Consider the following 16,860-nt stretch of genomic DNA (forward strand, 5'->3'; position numbering starts at 1 on the left):
TCGTGGAAACCTCACCTTTGCTCGGGAAATGGCTCAGACACACCGAAGATTCGTCCCCCAGATCTGGGGGCTGCGGCTGGGTGATCCTTCACTCCATGAGAAACTGGTACCTCTATGACCGCTACCCCAGCCAAGCGCAGCGCGAGCGTCGACCCGATCATGCACCGCGCAGCGCGTCTCGAGGACGCCTTCCACGAGTTCCGCGCCCGCCGTGCGCGCAAGCGTGGCTTCCTGCCGACCGTCGTGCCGTACACCGGCTACGGCGCCCCGTCGTGGGTGCGCATCCTGGGCCGCGTCGTGCTGGCGAAGGAGCCGCGGCCGGGCAGTCGCGCGGAGCGCAAGCACCGCAAACGCGAGGAGTCCATCCGCGGCTGGAGGTCGTTCATCAGTGTTCCGGTCGCCGACGTGCCGGTCGTGATCGAGGTGGAGGGCGACCGTCACGAGGTCATGCCCGATCGCGGCGGCGTGATCGACACGGTGATCCCGGTGCAGCTCACACCGGGCTGGCACACGGTCACGATGACGGTCCCGGAGTCGGCGCGCGTCTTCGAGTCGCCCGTCTACATCGTCGACCCCAAAGCCACCTTCGGAATCATCTCGGATGTCGACGACACGGTCATGGTCACGGCGCTCCCCCGGCCGTTGCTCGCCGCCTGGAACACGTTCGTGCTCGACGAGCACGCGCGGGTGCCCACACCGGGGATGTCCGTGCTCCTGGAGCGGCTCGCCGCGGCGCACCCCGGCGCCCCGGTGATCTACCTCTCCACCGGCGCCTGGAACGTCGCTCCGACCCTCACGCGCTTCCTCTCCCGCAACCTCTTCCCTGCCGGGCCGCTGCTGCTCACCGACTGGGGCCCCACGCACGACCGCTTCTTCCGCTCGGGTCGCGATCACAAGCGCACCAGCCTCGACCGCCTGGCCGACGAGTTCCCCGGCCTCCGCTGGCTGCTCGTCGGCGACGACGGACAGCACGACGAGGCTCTCTACGGCGAGTTCACGACCGCCCACCCGGGCAACGTCGCCGCGGTCGCCATCCGCCAGCTGTCGAACGGCGAGGCGGTGCTCGCCGGTGGCCGCTCCAAGGCGGAGAAGCACAGCGAGATCTCGGGGGCGCCGTGGGTCTACGCGCCGGACGGCGCCGGCCTGCTCGATCAGCTGCGCGACCTCGACCTCCTGCCCTGACGACCTCCGCCTCCCGTTCGCGTCCGCTGTCGGCCGTCTGCATCAGACTGGGGTCATGACGTCCCGCGCCGACCTGCTCCGGATGCGCCGCCTGGCGCACGCCATCGACGGAGAGCGGGCGGCGACCCCCGGCGAGGTCGTCCGCCGCCTTCTCGCGGCACAAGCTCAGGACTTCGCCGCGGCCTGCTGGGCGCTCGCGCTGCGCACGGCGTCAGCGACGCGTGCCGATGTGCTCGCGGCGCTCGATGGCGGGAGCATCGTTCGATCGTGGCCGATGCGGGGCACACTGCACTTCGTCCCGCCGGAAGACCTGCGCTGGATGCTGGGCGTCACCACGGAGCGCATGGTGGCGGGCCTCGCGGCACGCCACCGTCAGCTGGAGCTCGAGTCCCCCGACTTCATCCGCGCCCGCGACCTGGTCACCGACGCCTTGGCCGGCGGCCGGAGCATCGGCCGCGCCGAGGTCATGGAGCTCTGGGAGCGTGCGGGCATCTCGACCACGGGCCAGCGCGGCTATCACCTCATTTACTTCCTCGCCCAGACGGGCGTGCTCTGCTGGGGGCCGACGCTCCGCACGCAGCAGGCGCTCGTCCTGCTCGACGAATGGGCGCCGACCTCGCGGCAGCTCGAGCCCGACGAGGCCTGGGGCGAGTTCCTGCTGCGCTACCTGGAGGGCCACGGGCCTGCCACGATCAAGGACTTCGTCTGGTGGACGAAAGGCACGGTCGCGGGGGCGAAGACCGCGCTGGCGGTGCTGGGCGACGCCGTCACCACCCTGGAGGTCGACGGCGTTCCGTATCTCGTGACGGCGGAACTCGCCGACCGTGCGGCCTCCACCCCGCCGGCTCGGCGGGAGCGGGAAGCCGTCCACCTCCTTCCGGCCTTCGACGAGTATCTGCTGGGTTATCAAGACCGCCGCGCGGTGCTCGACGACGAGCACTTCGAGCGGATCGTGCCCGGAGGCAACGGCATCTTCCAGCCGATCATCGTCGCCCGCGGCCGTGTCGTGGGCACGTGGCGCCGGCCCGGGGGTGACGGTCGGGTCGATCTTCAGCCGTTCGCGCCGCTCACCGCCACGCAGGAGCAGGCGGTAGCGCGGTCGGTGGAGGCCTACCGCCGCTACGCCGTCTGAGCGAGGCGCGCGCGGCGGGCTACGCTGGAGTCGTGGCTCCGAAGTTCCCGGTCAAGATCCAACTGCCCGCGAACATCCGGGCCTCCTCGAGGATTCCCTTCCTCCAGGTTGCCAAGACCGCAGCCGCGATGATCATCTCGTGGGGCATCGCGACGCTGCTCTTCCCGGGCGAGCTCCCGGTGTTCGCGGCGATCGCGTCCCTCCTCGTCGTGCAGCCGAGCGTCAACCAGTCCGTCGGACGCGCGATCGAACGCTCGATCGGCGTGATCTTCGGCGTGGTGATCGCGTACGTGGTCGGGCTGGCGTTCGGCAGCAACACCTGGATAGTTCTGCTCACCCTGGTCGCCTCCCTCCTCCTGTCCTGGGCGCTCAAACTCACCCCGGGCACGGCGAACCAGGTCCCGATCAGCGTCATGCTCGTGCTCTCGCTCGGCGCGGCGAACCTGGAGTACCCGCTCGCCCGGATCGTCGAGACGGTCCTCGGCGCCGCGGTCGGCGTGATCATCAACATCGCCGTGGTCCCCCCGGTGCTCACCGGCCCGGCTCGAACCTCGGTGCTCACCCTCGGCACGGAGATCGCCGCGACCCTCGACCGGCTGGCACGCGCGCTCACGAGCCGGCCGACACCCGGCGAGCGGGACGCCCTCCTGATCGAAGCGCGCCTCCTGCGCCCGATGGAGAAGAAGGCCGAGGCGGCGCTCACCGCCGCCGACGAGAGCCTCACGCTCAACCCCCGGCAGTCCCGCCATCGCGCCGTGCTCGAGCACGACGAGCAGCTCTTCGCCCGCCTGCGGCCGCTGATCACGCGCTCGCTCGGAATGACCCGCGCGTTCCACGACCACTACGACGACAGCCTCGCCGATGAACCGACCATCGCCGCCATCGCCGATGAGCTCGAGCGCTCGGCCCACGACCTCCGGCTGCTCTCGCGGGACCCCGACGCGCCCCCGGTCGAGCCCACGACCGAGACGGCGGGCATCCCGGTGCTGACGGCGCCGCTCGTCATCACCACCCCGAACCCCCGCCACTGGGTGCTCATCGGCTCGCTGATGGAGGACCTGCGCCGCATCCACGCGGAGATCACCGGAGACGACGACGCCGCCTGAGCCCTGCGCTCGGCGGGTCAGGCGGCGTCGCGGTCGTCGGTGCCGGTCGGGGTCAGGCGGTCAGTGCTGCGACGGCCTCCGCGAGCGGAAGGGTGGCACGCTCGCCCGTCCTGCGGTCCCACAGCTCGACCTCGCCGACGGCCGCGCCACGGCCGGCGACGAGCACGCGCGGGATGCCGATGAGCTCCGCGTCGCCGAACTTGACGCCGGGAGACACCTTGGGGCGATCGTCCAGCAGCACGTCGAGCCCCGCGGCCTCCAGCTCGGCGGTCGCCTGCTCGGCCACCTCGAAGGCGACGGCGTCACGGCCGGCGGCCACGACGTGCACGTCGAACGGAGACACCGAGGCCGGCCACACGAGCCCCTTGTCGTCGTTGTTCTCTTCGGCGATGATCGCCAGGATGCGGGTGACACCGATGCCGTAGGAGCCCATGGTCACCGTGACGAGCTTGCCGTTCTCGTCGAGAACCTTCAGGCCGAGAGCGTCGGCGTACTTGCGACCCAGCTGGAACACGTGGCCGATCTCCATGCCGCGTGCGAGCTCGACCGGGCCCGAGCCATCGGGCGCGGGGTCGCCTGCCTTGACTTCGGCGACCTCCACGACGCCGTCCCAGCCGAAGTCGCGACCGGCGACCAGGCCGAAGACGTGCTTGCCTTCGACGTTCGCGCCGGTGATCCAACCGGAGCCCTCGACGACGCGCGGGTCGACGACGTAACGGATGCCGGTGGAGGCCTCCTCGCCGAGCACGGCGCCGTCGGCCGACCAGGGGCCGATGTAGCCCTTGACCAGGCCGGGGTGCCTGCGGAAGTCGTCGTCGTTCGCGGCGTCGATGTCTGCCGGCGCGAACGCGACCTCCGCGCGCTTGAGGTCGACCTCCCGGTCACCGGGGAGGCCGACGACGACCAGCTCGCGGGTGCCGTCGAGGTGGGTGAGCGCCAGGACGACGTTCTTCAGCGTGTCCGCGGCCGTCCAGGAGCGGCCGTCGGGACGCGGGTGCCTCTCGTTCGCGACATCGACGAGGGTCTGGATGGTCGGCGTGTCGGGGGTGTCGAGCACCTCTTGCGGCGTCAGCTTCTCGTAGCCGCGCGTCGGGGGCGGCGTCGTCGTGAACGCCTCGACGTTGGCGGCGTAGCCCCCGCCGGACCGCACGAAGGTGTCCTCGCCGACGGGGGTGGGGTGCAGGAACTCCTCGCTGCGCGATCCGCCCATCGCACCGGCGTCGGCCTGCACGATGACGTACTCGAGCCCGAGACGCGAGAAGATGCGCTCGTAGGCGTCGCGCTGCGCCATGTAGCTCGTGTCGAGGCCCTCGTCGGTGTAGTCGAACGAGTAGGCGTCCTTCATCGTGAACTCGCGGCCGCGCAGCAGACCGGCGCGCGGGCGCGCCTCGTCGCGGTACTTGTCCTGGATCTGGTAGATCGCCAGCGGCAGGTCTTTGTACGACGAGTACAGGTCCTTCACCAGCAGCGTGAAGACCTCCTCGTGCGTGGGAGCGAGCAGGTAGTCGGCGTCCTTGCGGTCTTTGAGGCGGAAGATCCCGTCGCCGTACTCCTCCCAGCGTCCGGTCGCCTCGTACGGCTCGCGCGGCAGCAGAGCGGGGAAGTGCACTTCGTGCGCTCCTGCCGCCGTCATCTCCTCACGGATGATCTGCTCGATCTTGCCCTTGACGCGCAACCCCAACGGCAACCACGCGAAGATGCCCGGCGCCTGGCGGCGGATGTAGCCCGCGCGCACGAGGAGCTTGTGGCTGGTCACCTCCGCGTCGGAGGGGTCTTCACGGAGGGTGCGGAGGAAGTAGTTCGTCAGGCGAGTAGGCACCGTTCCATGTTAGTGGTGCCGTCGAGGTGGCCTCAGCCGCGGATGCGTCGGTGACGCCGCCTAGTGACCGACAGTGACCGTGGGCTCACCGGAGGCGACCTGGGCGGCCTCCATGTCGGCGGCGATGCGGTTGGCCTCGGCGATCAGGGTCTCGACGATCTCGGCCTCCGGGACGGTCTTGATGACCTCGCCCTTGACGAAGATCTGGCCCTTGCCGTTGCCGCTGGCGACGCCGAGGTCGGCCTCACGGGCCTCCCCCGGGCCGTTGACGACGCAGCCCATGACCGCGACGCGCAGCGGGACGCTCATGCCCTGCAGCCCCTCGGTCACGCTGTCGGCGAGCGTGTAGACGTCGACCTGGGCGCGCCCGCAACTCGGGCACGACACGATCTCGAGCTTGCGCTCGCGCAGGTTGAGCGACTGGAGGATCTGGAGGCCCACCTTGACCTCCTCGGCAGGTGGGGCCGACAGCGAGACGCGGATCGTGTCGCCGATGCCCTCGGCCAGCAGGATGCCGAACGCGGTCGCGGACTTGATGGTGCCCTGGAAGGCGGGACCGGCCTCGGTCACACCGAGGTGGAGCGGCCAGTCGCCGCGCTCGGCGAGCTGCCGGTACGCCTTGACCATGACGATCGGGTCGTTGTGCTTGACCGAGATCTTGAAGTCGTGGAAGTCGTGCTCCTCGAAGAGGCTGGCCTCCCAGACCGCGCTCTCGACCAGCGCCTCCGCGGTCGGCTTGCCGTACTTCTGCAGCAGGCTCGGCTCCAGCGACCCGGCGTTGACGCCGATGCGCAGGGAGACACCCGCCGCCTTGGCATAGGCCGCGATCTTTCCGACCTGGTCGTCGAACTTGCGGATGTTCCCGGGGTTGACGCGCACAGCCGCGCAACCGGCGTCGATCGCCGCATAGACGTAGTTGGGCTGGAAGTGGATGTCGGCGATCACGGGGATCTGGCTCTTCTTGGCGATGATCGGCAGCGCCTCCGCGTCGTCCCGGCTCGGGACGGCCACACGGACGATGTCGCACCCGGAGGCTGTGAGCTCGGCGATCTGCTGGAGGGTCGCGTTGATGTTCGTCGTCGGCGTGGTGGTCATCGACTGCACGCTGACGGGGGCGTCACCCCCGACCAGGACCTTTCCGACACGGATCTGACGGGACTTGCGACGGGGTGCGAGGGTCTCGGGGACCTTGGGCATCCCCAGGTTGATTGCTGCCACCCGACAATCCTACGCGTGCGGGTGGGAGCCGGCTGGGCGTGACCGGGGAGCCGGATCAACCGAACAGGTTGATCGGCTTCACGATGTCCGCGTACATCAGCAGCACGCTCATACCGCCGAGGACCACCACCACGGCCATCGTCAGCGGCATCAGCTTCGCCATGTCGACCGGCCCGGGATCGCGCCGCTTGAACAGCTTGGCCATCGTCCGCCGGAAGCCCTCCCAGAGGGCCCCCGCGATGTGGCCGCCGTCGAGGGGCAGCAACGGGATCAGGTTGAAGACGAAGAGCGCGACGTTGAGCGACGCCAGGATGCCGAGCATCGTGTAGACCTTGTCGATCACCGGCACGCCGTCGAGCGCGGTCAGCTCTCCCGCCGCGCGCCCGATCCCGACCAGGCTGATCGGCCCGTTCGGGTCGCGCTGACCGGAGCCGAACGCCGCATTCCAGACTTCGACCATGCGCTGCGGGAGGTGCACGATCACCCCGACGACCGCACCCGTCTGCGCGCCGACCGCCGGCAGCACGGAGGTGATCGGCTGCGGCACGAGCTCAGGCACCGGGCCGATGCCGACGAAGCCGACGGTGATTGTCTCTGTGCTTCCACCCGCCGTCTTGACGACCTGACCGCTTGCGTCGGTCTTCGCCACGGTGTTCGTCTTCGGCGTGAGGACGACGGTGCGCTCCTGCCCGTCGCGGCGGAGCACCATGGTGAGTGGGCGGTCGGCCGACTCCCGGATGATCGCGGTGGACTGCGCCCACGACGTGATCGGCTTGCCGCCGATGCTGACGATGGTGTCGCCGGGTTTCAGGCCCGCAGCCGCCGCCGGCCCCTCGGGGGCGTTCGACCCGCAGGTCTGCGAGCTGCTCGTCGCCGGAAGCACGCATTGGCTCACGGTGCCGATGGTCGTCGAGTTCTGAGGCGTGCCGAACCCCATCAGGATCACGCCGAAGAGCACCGTCGCGATCACCAGGTTCATGAACGGCCCGCCGAACATGATGATGATCCGCTTCCAGACCGCGAGCCGGTAGAAGGTGCGGTCCTCCTCGCCCTCGCCGACGGTCTCGGCGCTCGAGGTGCGGGCGTCCTGCACCATCGCCTGCATGAAACCGGTCGTCGCGTTGCGGCCCGCGCCGCCCTCCTTGCCGGGAGGGAACATCCCGATCATCGAGATGTAGCCGCCGAGCGGGATCGCCTTCACGCCGTATTCGGTCTCGCCGCGCTTGACCGAGAACAGCGTGCGGCCGAAGCCGATCATGTACTGGGTGACCTTGACGCCGAACAGTTTCGCCGGCACCAGGTGCCCGATCTCGTGCAGCGCGATCGAGACCGCGACGCCGATCAGGATGATGACGACGCCGAGGATGAACAGGAGCACGGAATCCACCTGCAAAGGCTAGCCGCGATCGCTTGGAGCGAGCCGGACGCTTGCTATGCCTACTCGATGACCGGCGCTCAGCGACCGGAGATCAGCGCGTCGGCCGTCGCACGCGCCCAGCGTTCGGCCTCGGCCAGCGAGGCGAGGCTGAGCTGGGCCTCCGGCTCGTGCGCGTCGACCACGCGTGCGACCGTGTCGACGATGTCGAGGTACCCGATCGCACCGGCGTGGAACGCCGCAACGGCCTGCTCGTTCGCGGCGTTGAAGACCGCCGGGTAGGTCGAGCCGGCGGCGCCGACGCGCTTGGCGAGCGCCACGGCGGGGAACGCCTCGTCGTCGAGGGGCTCGAAAGTCCAGGTGTGCGCGCGCGTCCAGTCGAGCGGCTCGCCGACACCGGGGACGCGGTCGGGCCAGCCGAGACCGAGCGAGATCGGCAGGCGCATGTCGGGAGGCGACGCCTGGGCGATCGTCGAACCGTCGACGAACTCCACCATCGAGTGGATGACGGATTGCGGGTGGACGGTGACGTCGATGCGGTCGTATGGCACGTCGAACAGCAGGTGCGCCTCGATGACCTCCAGGCCCTTGTTGACGAGCGTCGACGAGTTGGTCGTCACGACGAGTCCCATGTCCCAGGTCGGGTGAGCCAGCGCCGCCGCAGGGGTGACGTCGCGCAGCGACTCGCGCGACCGGCCGCGGAACGGCCCGCCGGACGCGGTGAGGACGAGCCGGCGCACCTCCGTCGCCGTGCCGGAGCGCAGCGCCTGGGCCAGCGCCGAGTGCTCGGAGTCGACGGGGACCAGCTGGCCGGGAGCCGCAGCCTGCTTGACCAGCGCACCGCCGACGATCAGCGACTCCTTGTTGGCCAGAGCCAGCATCGCGCCCGTCTCGAGCGCGGCGAGCGTCGGACCGAGCCCGACCGAGCCGGTGATGCCGTTGAGCACCACGTCGGCCTCCACCGAGCGGATCAGCCGCACCGAGTCCTCGGCCCCGAGCGCCGTGTCGCGCACCCCGAACCGCTCCGCCTGCTGGGCGAGGAGCCCGGCGTCGCGCCCCGCCGTCAGCCCGACCACCTCGAAGCGGCCCGGGTTGGCCGCCACGACGTCGAGCGCCTGCGTGCCGATCGAACCGGTCGACCCGAGGATGACGACGCGGCGGGCGCTCATCAGCGGGAGGTTCCGAGGATGTCGATCACGAAGACCATCGTGTCGGTGCCCTTGATCGTGGCGTTGCCCGCGGAGCCGTAGCCGTCGGCCGGAGGCACGATGGCGATCACCTGGGAGCCGACCGTCTGACCCTCGAGGGCCTTCTGGAATCCCTTCACGACCTGGGTCGTCTGGAACGACGCGGTCTCACCGCGGCTCCAGCTCGAGTCGAACACCTGGCCGTTCCGCCAGAGGACGCCCTTGTACTGGATCGTGACGTTGTCGCCCGGGAGGACGGTCTCGCCGGATCCCTTCTTGAGCTGCGCGATCCGCGTCTCCGTCGGCGGGTCCGCCTTCGGGATGGTGATCGTGGGCTCGCCGGTCTTGCTCAGCTTCACCGTCGGGAATCCTGCGGTGGGTGCGACGGGAGTCCCGTTCGCCTTGGTGGGGAGCTTCGGCGGGATGTTCACGATGTCGGCCAGCAGCACGACGGGGGCGTTCTGCTTCAGCCCCAGCTGCGAGTATGCCTGGCCGAACGCCTGCTCCGCGGTCGAGGTGACCACCACGCGCGACCCGACGGTCAGGCACTCCACACCACGGACGAAGCCGGGAAGCCACTTGGTGTCGTCGACGGGCGCATCGACGGCGGCCTGGTCGCCGAAGCCCTCCGGCGACGCGAGCTCTTTGCCGGTCGTGCCGTCGTATGCCGCGAGGCCGAGGCCGACGGTCTCCCCCGCCGCCACCTTCTTGCCGGTGCCTTTGGTCACGACCGTGCGTTGGAGGTCCGTCGCCTTGAGCGGAGTCGAGAAGGTCACGGTCGGCGTCTGGTGGAAGTCGCCGGAGACCTTGATCGAGTCGGAGACGCTCCCCGACTTCACGTTCTGGCAGCTCGCGGCCTTCGCCGTGCTTGAAGCGGACGGAGCGGGCGACGACGAACTGCACGCGGCGAGGCCGGCGACGACGAGGGCTGCTGTGAGGACGGAGAGGGATCTGCGCACGATCAGCAAGTCTGCCGCATCCACCTCAGTCCCCGCTGAACGGACGCTCCGGAAGCGCCCATACGATGGAGGTCATGACCCGCGACTTCTCCGTTCCCCAGTCCCGCCACCTCGTCACCGAGCTGCCCGGCCCGCGATCGGTCGAACTGCAGCAGCGCCGGGTCGCCTCGGTCAGCCGGGGCGCCGGCACCCTCGCGAACATCTACATGGAGTCCGGCTCCGGCGCGATCCTGGTCGACGTGGACGGCAACCGCCTCATCGACCTCGGCTGCGGCATCGGTGTGACGACCATCGGTCACGCGCACCCTGCCGTCGCAGCAGCCGCCGCCGAGCAGGCCGCCAAGCTCACGCACACGCTCTTCACGGTGACGCCGTACGAGAACTACGTGCGCGTCGCCGAGAAGCTCGCCGAGATCACGCCCGGCGACTTCGAGAAGCACAGCATCCTGGTCAACTCGGGCGCGGAGGCGGTCGAGAACGCGGTCAAGATCGCACGCAAGCACACGGGCCGCCGCGCCATCGCGACGCTCGACCACGCCTTCCACGGCCGCACGAACCTCACCATGGCGATGACCTACCGCCCCTGGCCGGAGCGTGCGGGCATGGGGCCGTTCCCCGGCGAGATCTACAGCCTCCCGATCAGCTACCCCTTCCGCGACCCCGACGGGATGACCGGCGAGGAGGCCGCGGAGCGCACGATCGACTACATCCGCACCCACATCGGCGCGACCGAGCTGGCCGCACTGTTCGTCGAGCCCGTGCAGGGCGACGGCGGCATCATCATCCCGGCGCCCGGCTACTTCAAGCGCCTCTCCGAGTTCTGCACCGAGAACGGCATCGTGTTCGTCGCCGACGAGATCCAAGCCGGCATCGGCCGCACCGGGACCTGGTACTCCATCGAGCACCACGGCGTCGTCCCCGACCTCGTGACCAGCGCCAAGGGCATCGCCGGCGGTTTCCCGCTCGCGGCCGTGACCGGCCGCGCCGAGATCATGGACGCCGTGCAGCCGGGCGGCATCGGCGGCACCTTCGGCGGCAACCCGGTCTCGACGGCGGCCGCCCTCGCCGTGTTCGACGCTTTCGAGGAGGAGGGCCTCCTCGCCGAGGCGCGCCGTGTCGAGAAGGCGCTCTGGGCGCGCATCGGCGACTGGGCCGAGCGGTTCCCCGTCGTGGGCGAGGTGCGCGGAATCGGTGCGATGTTCGGTATCGAGCTGGTCGTCCCCGGCACGAAGAAGCCGAACCCGGAGGCGCTGAAGGCCGTGCTTGCGCACGCCACGGCGAATGGCGTCATCCCCCTCGACGCAGGTAGCTGGGACAGCGTGCTCCGCCTCCTGCCGTCGGTCGTGATCAGCGACGAGCTGATCGACGACGCCGCGACCGTGATCGAAGAGGCGCTCGGCCGCCTCGGCTGACCGGCGCACCATGCACCTGGCACGCCGACGGATCGTCGCCGTGGTCCTCGCGACCGCGGCGACGCTCGCCGTGCTCCCGGCGCTCGGCGCCGGCCCGGCCGCCGAGGCTGTTCCGACGGCGCACGCCGCGACGACCGGACGCTCGGCGCCGGCCGCTTCCGCGGCGACGGCGTCGCACTTCGATCCCGGCGAGATCATCAGCGACGACAGCTTCTATAACCCGGACGCGATGACGGCCGACCAGGTGCAGCGCTTTCTGGAGCAGCGCGAGTGCACGCCGAAGGACGCCTCCCCGTGTCTCGCGGACTTCCGGATGGACGTCCCGCGCACACCGGCATCCCCCGAACGCTGCGCCGCCATACCGGCGAAGAAGAACGAGCGGGCCAGCAGCATCATCGTGCGCATCGCGCAGGCGTGCACGATCAGCCCTCGCGTGCTGCTGGTGCTGCTGCAGAAGGAGCAGTCGCTGCTGACCACGCCCAGCGCAGGCGGCTACCAGAAGGCGACCGGATACGCCTGCCCGGACACGGCGGCCTGCGACACACGCTATTTCGGCTTCTTCAATCAGGTGTACCGCGCCGCGTGGCAGTTCCGCGAGTACACCGCGCACCCCGGCGACTGGCGGTACCGGATCGGAGCGAACGCGATCCAATACCATCCCGACGCCACCTGCGGATCGAGCCGGGTGGAGATCGTCAACCAGGCGACGGCGAACCTCTACAACTACACGCCGTATCAGCCCGACACGCAGACCCTCGCGCATCCGACCGGGCCGGCCGGAGCCTGCTCCGCCTACGGCAACCTCAACTTCTCGCGGTTGTACGAGCGCTGGTTCGGCGATCCGCGCACGGTGCGCTACCCGGGATTCCAGCTCCCGTGCCTGATCTACACGGGAGGCTACGGCTGCACGCCGATCCGGCCCCTCCAGGACTGACCGTCGCATGCCGGCCGCGGCATACGACCGGCACTAATCTCGTTCTGTGAACCAGAGCACTCCCGACGACGGGCAGCCGACCGAGGACGACGTCGTCCCGCGTCCCGGCCTCCTGTATTTCGTGGGGCGGCACATCGTCGCGCCGCTGCTCCGCGTCATCTACAGGCCGAAGGTGATCGGCACCCGAAACGTGCCCAAGCACGGCAAGATCATCCTCGCCAGCAACCACCTGTCGTTCATCGACTCCCTCGTCATCCCGATGATCGCGCCGCGGCGCGTGCAGTTCCTCGCCAAGTCGCACTACTTCGAGGGGACGGGCGCCAAGGGCGCCATCTCCCGCTCGTTCTTCACCGCGATCGGCGCGGTGGGGGTCAAGCGCGGCGCAGGACAGGCTGCTCAGGAGGCCCTCGAGCAGTCCCGGCGCATCATCGACACCGGCGCCGCCTTCGCCGTGTACCCGGAGGGCACGCGCTCGCTCGACGGCCGGCTGTACAAGGGCCGCACCGGGATCGGCTGGCTGGCGCTGACGACGGGCGCGAAGGTCGTGCCAGTGGGACTGATCGGCACCGCCGAGGTGCAGCCGGTCGGCGCGAAGCTCCCACGCGTGCGCCCGATCACCATCGCCTTCGGCGAGCCGATCGACGTCGCGCACTACGGGCCGGCGGAGTCGGGGCGCGCGCGACGCCAGGCCACCGACGAGATCATGGCGGCCATCCACGCCCTGACCGGGCAGGAGCTGGCCGGGACGTACAACGAATCCCCTCCGGCGAACACCGTCGAGCGGGTCAAGCGGGCGTTGCGCCCGGAGCGGCTCTGAGCGTCGCGCGTCTAGCTCTCGCCGGCTGACGACTGCTCGGCCTGCTCGTCGCGGCGCGAGCGGTAGGTGCGCGCCTTCTGGCGGTTTCCGCATACCTCCATCGAGCACCACTGCCGGGAGCCGTTGCGCGAGCTGTCGTAGAACGCCCAACGGCAGTCGTCCCCGCCGCACAGCTTCACACGTCCGAGCTTGCCCTGGATGCTGAGCACGACCGAGCAGGCGACGGCGGCCTCCGCGGCGGTGCGGGCGCTCAGCCCGACTGCGCGGTCGCCGCACGTGGTGGTGAGCTGCACGGCGGGCAGCTCGGCCTCTTCGCCGTCGACGACGAGGCGCAGCGCGTCGCGCACGCGCCGGGCTTCGGCCGACTCCCCCGCCTCCACGCCGTGCTCGCGCGCCCAGGTCGCGAACCCCGCCGCGTCGTCGAGGGCGTCGGTCTGCTCCTCCACGTCGAGCGTGTTGAGGAACGCCACCAGGTAGTCGGCCCCGAGTTCGGGCGCATTCGTACGCATATAACCATTGTAACGCAATAGCTGGTTACGATAAGCTGTAACCACTCAACGCAGATAGGTGGTTATCATGCATCCGCTCGTCTTCTGGTCCATCTCGCAGGATGCGCTCGCGCGCCGACAGGAGGAGGAAGCCCTGCTCCGGGCGCAACGCGACTCGGGCACCGAACAGCCGGCGCCCCTCACCCGCGACGAACGCTGGGTCGCAGCGATCCACCGCTGGGCCGCCGCCGAACCGGTCCAGACGCCCTCGGAGAGCCCGCGACTCCGCGGCCGCGCGATCTGAGGCCGAAGCGACTCCGTCAGGCGAGCGTCAGCAGCTCCGGTTCGTGGTCGACCGGGAAGTTGACGCTCGACGCGATGAAGCACTTGGCTGCGGCCGGGGCATGCAGCGACGCCGCCAGCTCCGCCTGCGCGGGGTCGGCGATCGTGACCTTCGGCCGCAGGATCGCGCTCGTGAAGTGCCCCCCGCCGTCGTTGGTCTGCTCCATCACCCCGGTCGGGCGGTCGGTGTAACCCATCACGACGACGCCGGCCCGCGCGGCCTCTGCCAGGTAGCTGAGCATGTGGCACTGGCTCAGAGCCGCGAGCAGCAGCTCCTCCGGGTTCCAGCGGTCGGTGTCGCCGAAGAACGTGCGGTCGGCCGACCCCTCGATGGGATGCTTGCCCTCGGTGCTCACGGTGTGGTCGCGTCCGTACGCCTTGTAGCCGCTGGTCCCTTCACCCCGGTTGCCTGTCCACTGCAGATCTATCTCATAGCGGTGCTCGAGCTTCATGCGTCGATTCTCGCACCCCGGCTAAACTGGCCTGCATCATGACTGACACCCTGAGCACGCCCACGTTCACCGTGGAGCAAGAACGCCGCATCGTCACCGCCGTCCCCGGCCCCAAGTCTCAGGAGCTGCACCAGCGCCGCCTCGCCGTCGTCCCGACCGGCGTGTCGTCCGCGCTCCCCGTCTACATCGCTCGCGCCAACGGCGCCATCCTCGTCGACGTCGACGGCAATCAGTTCGTCGACTTCGGCGCCGGCATCGGCGTCACGACGGTGGGCCACACCGAGACCGCCGTGGTCGAGGCGGCCGCGAACCAGCTGCAGGACGTCATCCACACGCTCTTCACGATCACGCCGTACGAGGAGTACGTGAGGGTCGCCGAGCTGCTCGCCGAGCACACCCCGGGCGACCACGCCAAGAAGACGGTCCTCGTCAACTCCGGTGCGGAGGCCGTGGAGAACGGCGTCAAGATCGCGCGCAAGCACACCGGCCGCCGCGCCGTCGCCGTGCTCGACCACGCCTACCACGGCCGCACCAACCTGACGATGGCGATGAACTACAAGGCGATGCCGTACGCCACCGGCTTCGGCCCGTTCGCCGGTGACGTCTACCACGCCCCGAATTCCTACCCGTACCGAGACGGCCTCAGCGGGCAGGAGGCAGCGGCGCGCACGATCGCGTACCTCGAGAAGGTGGTCGGCGCCTCCGATCTGGCCTGCCTGGTCGCCGAGCCCATCCAGGGCGAGGGCGGATTCGTCGTGCCGGCCGACGGCTACCTCGTCGCCCTCCAGGAGTGGTGCACCGCGAACGGCGTCGTGTTCATCGCCGACGAGATCCAGAGCGGCATGGCCCGCACCGGCGCCTACTTCGCGAGCGAGCACTTCGGCCTCGTGCCCGACCTGGTGCTCAGCGCCAAGGGCATCGCCGGTGGCCTCCCGCTCGCCGCGGTCACCGGCCGCGCCGAGATCATGGACTCCGCGCAGCCCGGTGGCCTGGGCGGCACCTTCGGCGGCAACCCCGTCGCCGCCGCCGCGGCCATCGCGGTCTTCGACCAGATCGAGAAGAGCGACCTCCTCGCCCACGGCGCGCGCATCCAGAAGTCCCTCACGTCGGCCCTCGAGAAGCTGCAGCAGAAGTACGACATCATCGGCGACGTGCGCGGCATCGGTGCGATGGTCGCCGTCGAGCTGGTGCAGCCCGGCACGGGCGGAACGACCAAGACGCCCAACCCGGAAGCGGTCAACGCGATCATCGCCTACGCGGCGCAGCGCGGCATCCTCTTCCTCAACGCGGGAACGTTCGGCAACGTTCTGCGGTTCCTGCCGAGCCTCGCGGTGTCCGACGAGCTCATCGCCGACGCCGTCTCGGTGCTCGACGACGCTTTCGCCGCACTGTGACCGCCGCGGTCTTCGGAACCGACGAGGCGGTCGAGCTCGCGGTCGTCGAGCGCAGCGGCTTCGTCGAGTCGCGGCACGCCGGCTCTGCCGTCGTGCTCGGGCCGGACGGCGGCGTGGCGATCGCGCTCGGGGCGCCGGAGAAGCCGGTCTTCCCCCGGTCGTCGCTCAAGCCGTTCCAGGCCGTCGCCGTCATGGGCGCCGGCGTGCACCTGGAGGGGCCGGCTGCGGTTCTCGCGACCGCGAGCCACGCCGGCACTCCCGCGCACATCTCGGTGGTGCGCGGCCTGCTCGCGCAGGCGCAGCTGACGGAGGACGCCCTCCTGTGCCCGGCGGACTGGCCGCTCGATCCCGCGGCGCGCGACGCGGCGATCCGCGACGGCGCCCAGCGCACGCCGGTGTTCATGAACTGCTCCGGCAAGCACGCGGCGATGCTGCTCGCCTGCCGGGTGAACAACTGGCCATTCGACAGCTATCTCGACCCTCAGCACCCACTGCAGCAGCACATCCGCGACACGACGGAACGGCTGACCGGTGAGAAGGTCGTGGCCACGGGAGTCGACGGCTGCGGTGCGCCGGTGTACGCGATGTCGCTGGTCGCGCTCGCCCGCGGCATCCAGCGCATCGGCACGGCTTCCGACGGCTCGCCGTTCGCGCTGTTCCGCAACGCGGCCCAGCTGCGCACGGCGGTCCTCGCCGACGGCTGGGCGATCGACGGACCGGGCCGCGCCAACACGGTCGTCATCGAGGAGCTCGGGATCTTCGCCAAGCTCGGCGCCGAGGGCGTCATGGTGATGGCCGCGCCCGATGGCACGACCGTCGCGCTGAAGGTGCTCGACGGCAGCCTCCGCGCCGCCACCATCGTCGCGCTCTCGCTGCTCGCCGACTCCGGCGCGGTCGACCGCGCCGCGATCGACGAGGTCGCACCGAAGCTCGATCTGGCCGTGCTCGGCCGAGGCGCTCCCGTCGGCGCCATCCGCGCCTCCTACACCCGCTGACCCCTCACCCACTATCGCCGAGGGGCACGTCGTTGTCACTTTCGGGCT

Annotated in this window: 16 protein-coding genes; 9 read left to right on the forward strand and 7 right to left on the reverse strand. The window is 70.1% G+C overall.

The window, feature by feature from the left end:
• The first annotated feature begins 114 nt into the window (after positions 1-114).
• Genes AC0HS0_RS17965 through AC0HS0_RS17975 form a run of 3 tightly spaced genes read left to right on the forward strand, consistent with a single transcriptional unit; the run spans position 115 to position 3,420 of the window.
• Positions 115-1,182 (forward strand): App1 family protein, encoded by a 1,068-nt coding sequence (locus tag AC0HS0_RS17965; protein ID WP_472965508.1) that lies wholly within the window; start codon positions 115-117, stop codon positions 1,180-1,182.
• A 55-nt stretch (positions 1,183-1,237) separates the two neighbouring features.
• Positions 1,238-2,314, forward strand: a complete 1,077-nt coding sequence (locus AC0HS0_RS17970) for a winged helix DNA-binding domain-containing protein (protein ID WP_472965509.1) — start codon at positions 1,238-1,240, stop codon at positions 2,312-2,314.
• 32 nt (positions 2,315-2,346) lie between these two features.
• Positions 2,347-3,420 (forward strand): FUSC family protein, encoded by a 1,074-nt coding sequence (locus tag AC0HS0_RS17975; RefSeq protein ID WP_472965510.1) that lies wholly within the window; start codon positions 2,347-2,349, stop codon positions 3,418-3,420.
• 52 nt (positions 3,421-3,472) lie between these two features.
• On the opposite strand, the gene AC0HS0_RS17980 is transcribed toward AC0HS0_RS17975, so the two are convergent.
• The 5 genes from AC0HS0_RS17980 to AC0HS0_RS18000 all read right to left on the reverse strand — a co-directional run bounded on the left by AC0HS0_RS17980 (position 3,473) and on the right by AC0HS0_RS18000 (position 9,978).
• The gene (locus tag AC0HS0_RS17980) at positions 3,473-5,239 is read right to left on the reverse strand and encodes a proline--tRNA ligase (protein WP_472965511.1); all 1,767 of its coding nucleotides are present in this window, start codon (positions 5,237-5,239) and stop codon (positions 3,473-3,475) included.
• Positions 5,240-5,299: 60 nt separating this feature from the next.
• Positions 5,300-6,457 carry a flavodoxin-dependent (E)-4-hydroxy-3-methylbut-2-enyl-diphosphate synthase gene (ispG, locus tag AC0HS0_RS17985; protein ID WP_472965512.1) on the reverse strand — a complete coding sequence of 386 codons (1,158 nt, stop codon included), beginning with the start codon at positions 6,455-6,457 and terminating at the stop codon, positions 5,300-5,302.
• Between the two features lie 55 nt (positions 6,458-6,512).
• Positions 6,513-7,844: a M50 family metallopeptidase gene (locus tag AC0HS0_RS17990; protein WP_472965513.1), complete on the reverse strand. Its 1,332-nt coding sequence runs from the start codon at positions 7,842-7,844 to the stop codon at positions 6,513-6,515.
• Positions 7,845-7,912: 68 nt separating this feature from the next.
• Positions 7,913-9,001, reverse strand: coding sequence for a 1-deoxy-D-xylulose-5-phosphate reductoisomerase (dxr, locus tag AC0HS0_RS17995; RefSeq protein WP_472965514.1), 1,089 nt, complete (start codon positions 8,999-9,001; stop codon positions 7,913-7,915).
• The gene (locus tag AC0HS0_RS18000; protein WP_472965515.1) at positions 9,001-9,978 is read right to left on the reverse strand and encodes an FKBP-type peptidyl-prolyl cis-trans isomerase; all 978 of its coding nucleotides are present in this window, start codon (positions 9,976-9,978) and stop codon (positions 9,001-9,003) included. Before AC0HS0_RS18000 ends, dxr begins: the two co-directional genes overlap by 1 nt.
• A 65-nt stretch (positions 9,979-10,043) precedes the next feature.
• Here AC0HS0_RS18000 and AC0HS0_RS18005 point away from each other — a divergent pair, with 65 nt between their 5' ends.
• Genes AC0HS0_RS18005 through AC0HS0_RS18015 form a run of 3 tightly spaced genes read left to right on the forward strand, consistent with a single transcriptional unit; the run spans position 10,044 to position 13,141 of the window.
• Complete coding sequence (locus tag AC0HS0_RS18005) at positions 10,044-11,390, forward strand: aminotransferase class III-fold pyridoxal phosphate-dependent enzyme (RefSeq protein ID WP_472965516.1); 1,347 nt, start codon at positions 10,044-10,046, stop codon at positions 11,388-11,390.
• Between the two features lie 40 nt (positions 11,391-11,430).
• Entirely contained in the window at positions 11,431-12,324 is an 894-nt protein-coding gene (locus AC0HS0_RS18010; RefSeq protein ID WP_472965517.1) for a hypothetical protein, read from the forward strand.
• A gap of 46 nt (positions 12,325-12,370) precedes the next feature.
• Complete coding sequence (locus AC0HS0_RS18015; protein WP_472965518.1) at positions 12,371-13,141, forward strand: lysophospholipid acyltransferase family protein; 771 nt, start codon at positions 12,371-12,373, stop codon at positions 13,139-13,141.
• An 11-nt stretch (positions 13,142-13,152) separates the two neighbouring features.
• On the opposite strand, the gene AC0HS0_RS18020 is transcribed toward AC0HS0_RS18015, so the two are convergent.
• Entirely contained in the window at positions 13,153-13,650 is a 498-nt protein-coding gene (locus AC0HS0_RS18020; protein ID WP_472965519.1) for a CGNR zinc finger domain-containing protein, read from the reverse strand.
• Between the two features lie 67 nt (positions 13,651-13,717).
• Between AC0HS0_RS18020 and AC0HS0_RS18025 the strand changes: the two genes are divergently transcribed.
• Positions 13,718-13,933 (forward strand): hypothetical protein, encoded by a 216-nt coding sequence (locus AC0HS0_RS18025; protein ID WP_472965520.1) that lies wholly within the window; start codon positions 13,718-13,720, stop codon positions 13,931-13,933.
• A 16-nt stretch (positions 13,934-13,949) separates the two neighbouring features.
• Here AC0HS0_RS18025 and AC0HS0_RS18030 read toward each other — a convergent pair whose 3' ends face one another.
• Positions 13,950-14,423: an OsmC family protein gene (locus tag AC0HS0_RS18030; RefSeq protein ID WP_472965521.1), complete on the reverse strand. Its 474-nt coding sequence runs from the start codon at positions 14,421-14,423 to the stop codon at positions 13,950-13,952.
• 38 nt (positions 14,424-14,461) lie between these two features.
• Between AC0HS0_RS18030 and gabT the strand changes: the two genes are divergently transcribed.
• Both gabT and AC0HS0_RS18040 read left to right on the forward strand, forming a co-directional pair.
• Positions 14,462-15,817, forward strand: a complete 1,356-nt coding sequence (gabT, locus tag AC0HS0_RS18035; protein ID WP_472965522.1) for a 4-aminobutyrate--2-oxoglutarate transaminase — start codon at positions 14,462-14,464, stop codon at positions 15,815-15,817.
• Positions 15,814-16,812: an asparaginase gene (locus tag AC0HS0_RS18040; protein WP_472965523.1), complete on the forward strand. Its 999-nt coding sequence runs from the start codon at positions 15,814-15,816 to the stop codon at positions 16,810-16,812. The genes gabT and AC0HS0_RS18040 overlap by 4 nt, the downstream gene beginning before the upstream one ends.
• Positions 16,813-16,860: the final 48 nt, after the last annotated feature.

It is taken from the genome of Leifsonia sp. PARNA 1/14 (genome assembly GCF_055720965.1).

Bases quoted from the DNA above. Each gene is read 5' to 3' on its own strand.
- gabT (WP_472965522.1), top strand. From the start codon at position 14,462: ATGACTGACACCCTGAGCACGCCCACGTTCACCGTGGAGCAAGAACGC.
- AC0HS0_RS18030 (WP_472965521.1), bottom strand. From the start codon at position 14,423: ATGAAGCTCGAGCACCGCTATGAGATAGATCTGCAGTGGACAGGCAAC.
- AC0HS0_RS17965 (WP_472965508.1), top strand. From the start codon at position 115: ATGACCGCTACCCCAGCCAAGCGCAGCGCGAGCGTCGACCCGATCATG.
- dxr (WP_472965514.1), bottom strand. From the start codon at position 9,001: ATGAGCGCCCGCCGCGTCGTCATCCTCGGGTCGACCGGTTCGATCGGC.
- AC0HS0_RS18020 (WP_472965519.1), bottom strand. From the start codon at position 13,650: ATGCGTACGAATGCGCCCGAACTCGGGGCCGACTACCTGGTGGCGTTC.
- AC0HS0_RS17970 (WP_472965509.1), top strand. From the start codon at position 1,238: ATGACGTCCCGCGCCGACCTGCTCCGGATGCGCCGCCTGGCGCACGCC.
- AC0HS0_RS18025 (WP_472965520.1), top strand. From the start codon at position 13,718: ATGCATCCGCTCGTCTTCTGGTCCATCTCGCAGGATGCGCTCGCGCGC.
- AC0HS0_RS18005 (WP_472965516.1), top strand. From the start codon at position 10,044: ATGGAGGTCATGACCCGCGACTTCTCCGTTCCCCAGTCCCGCCACCTC.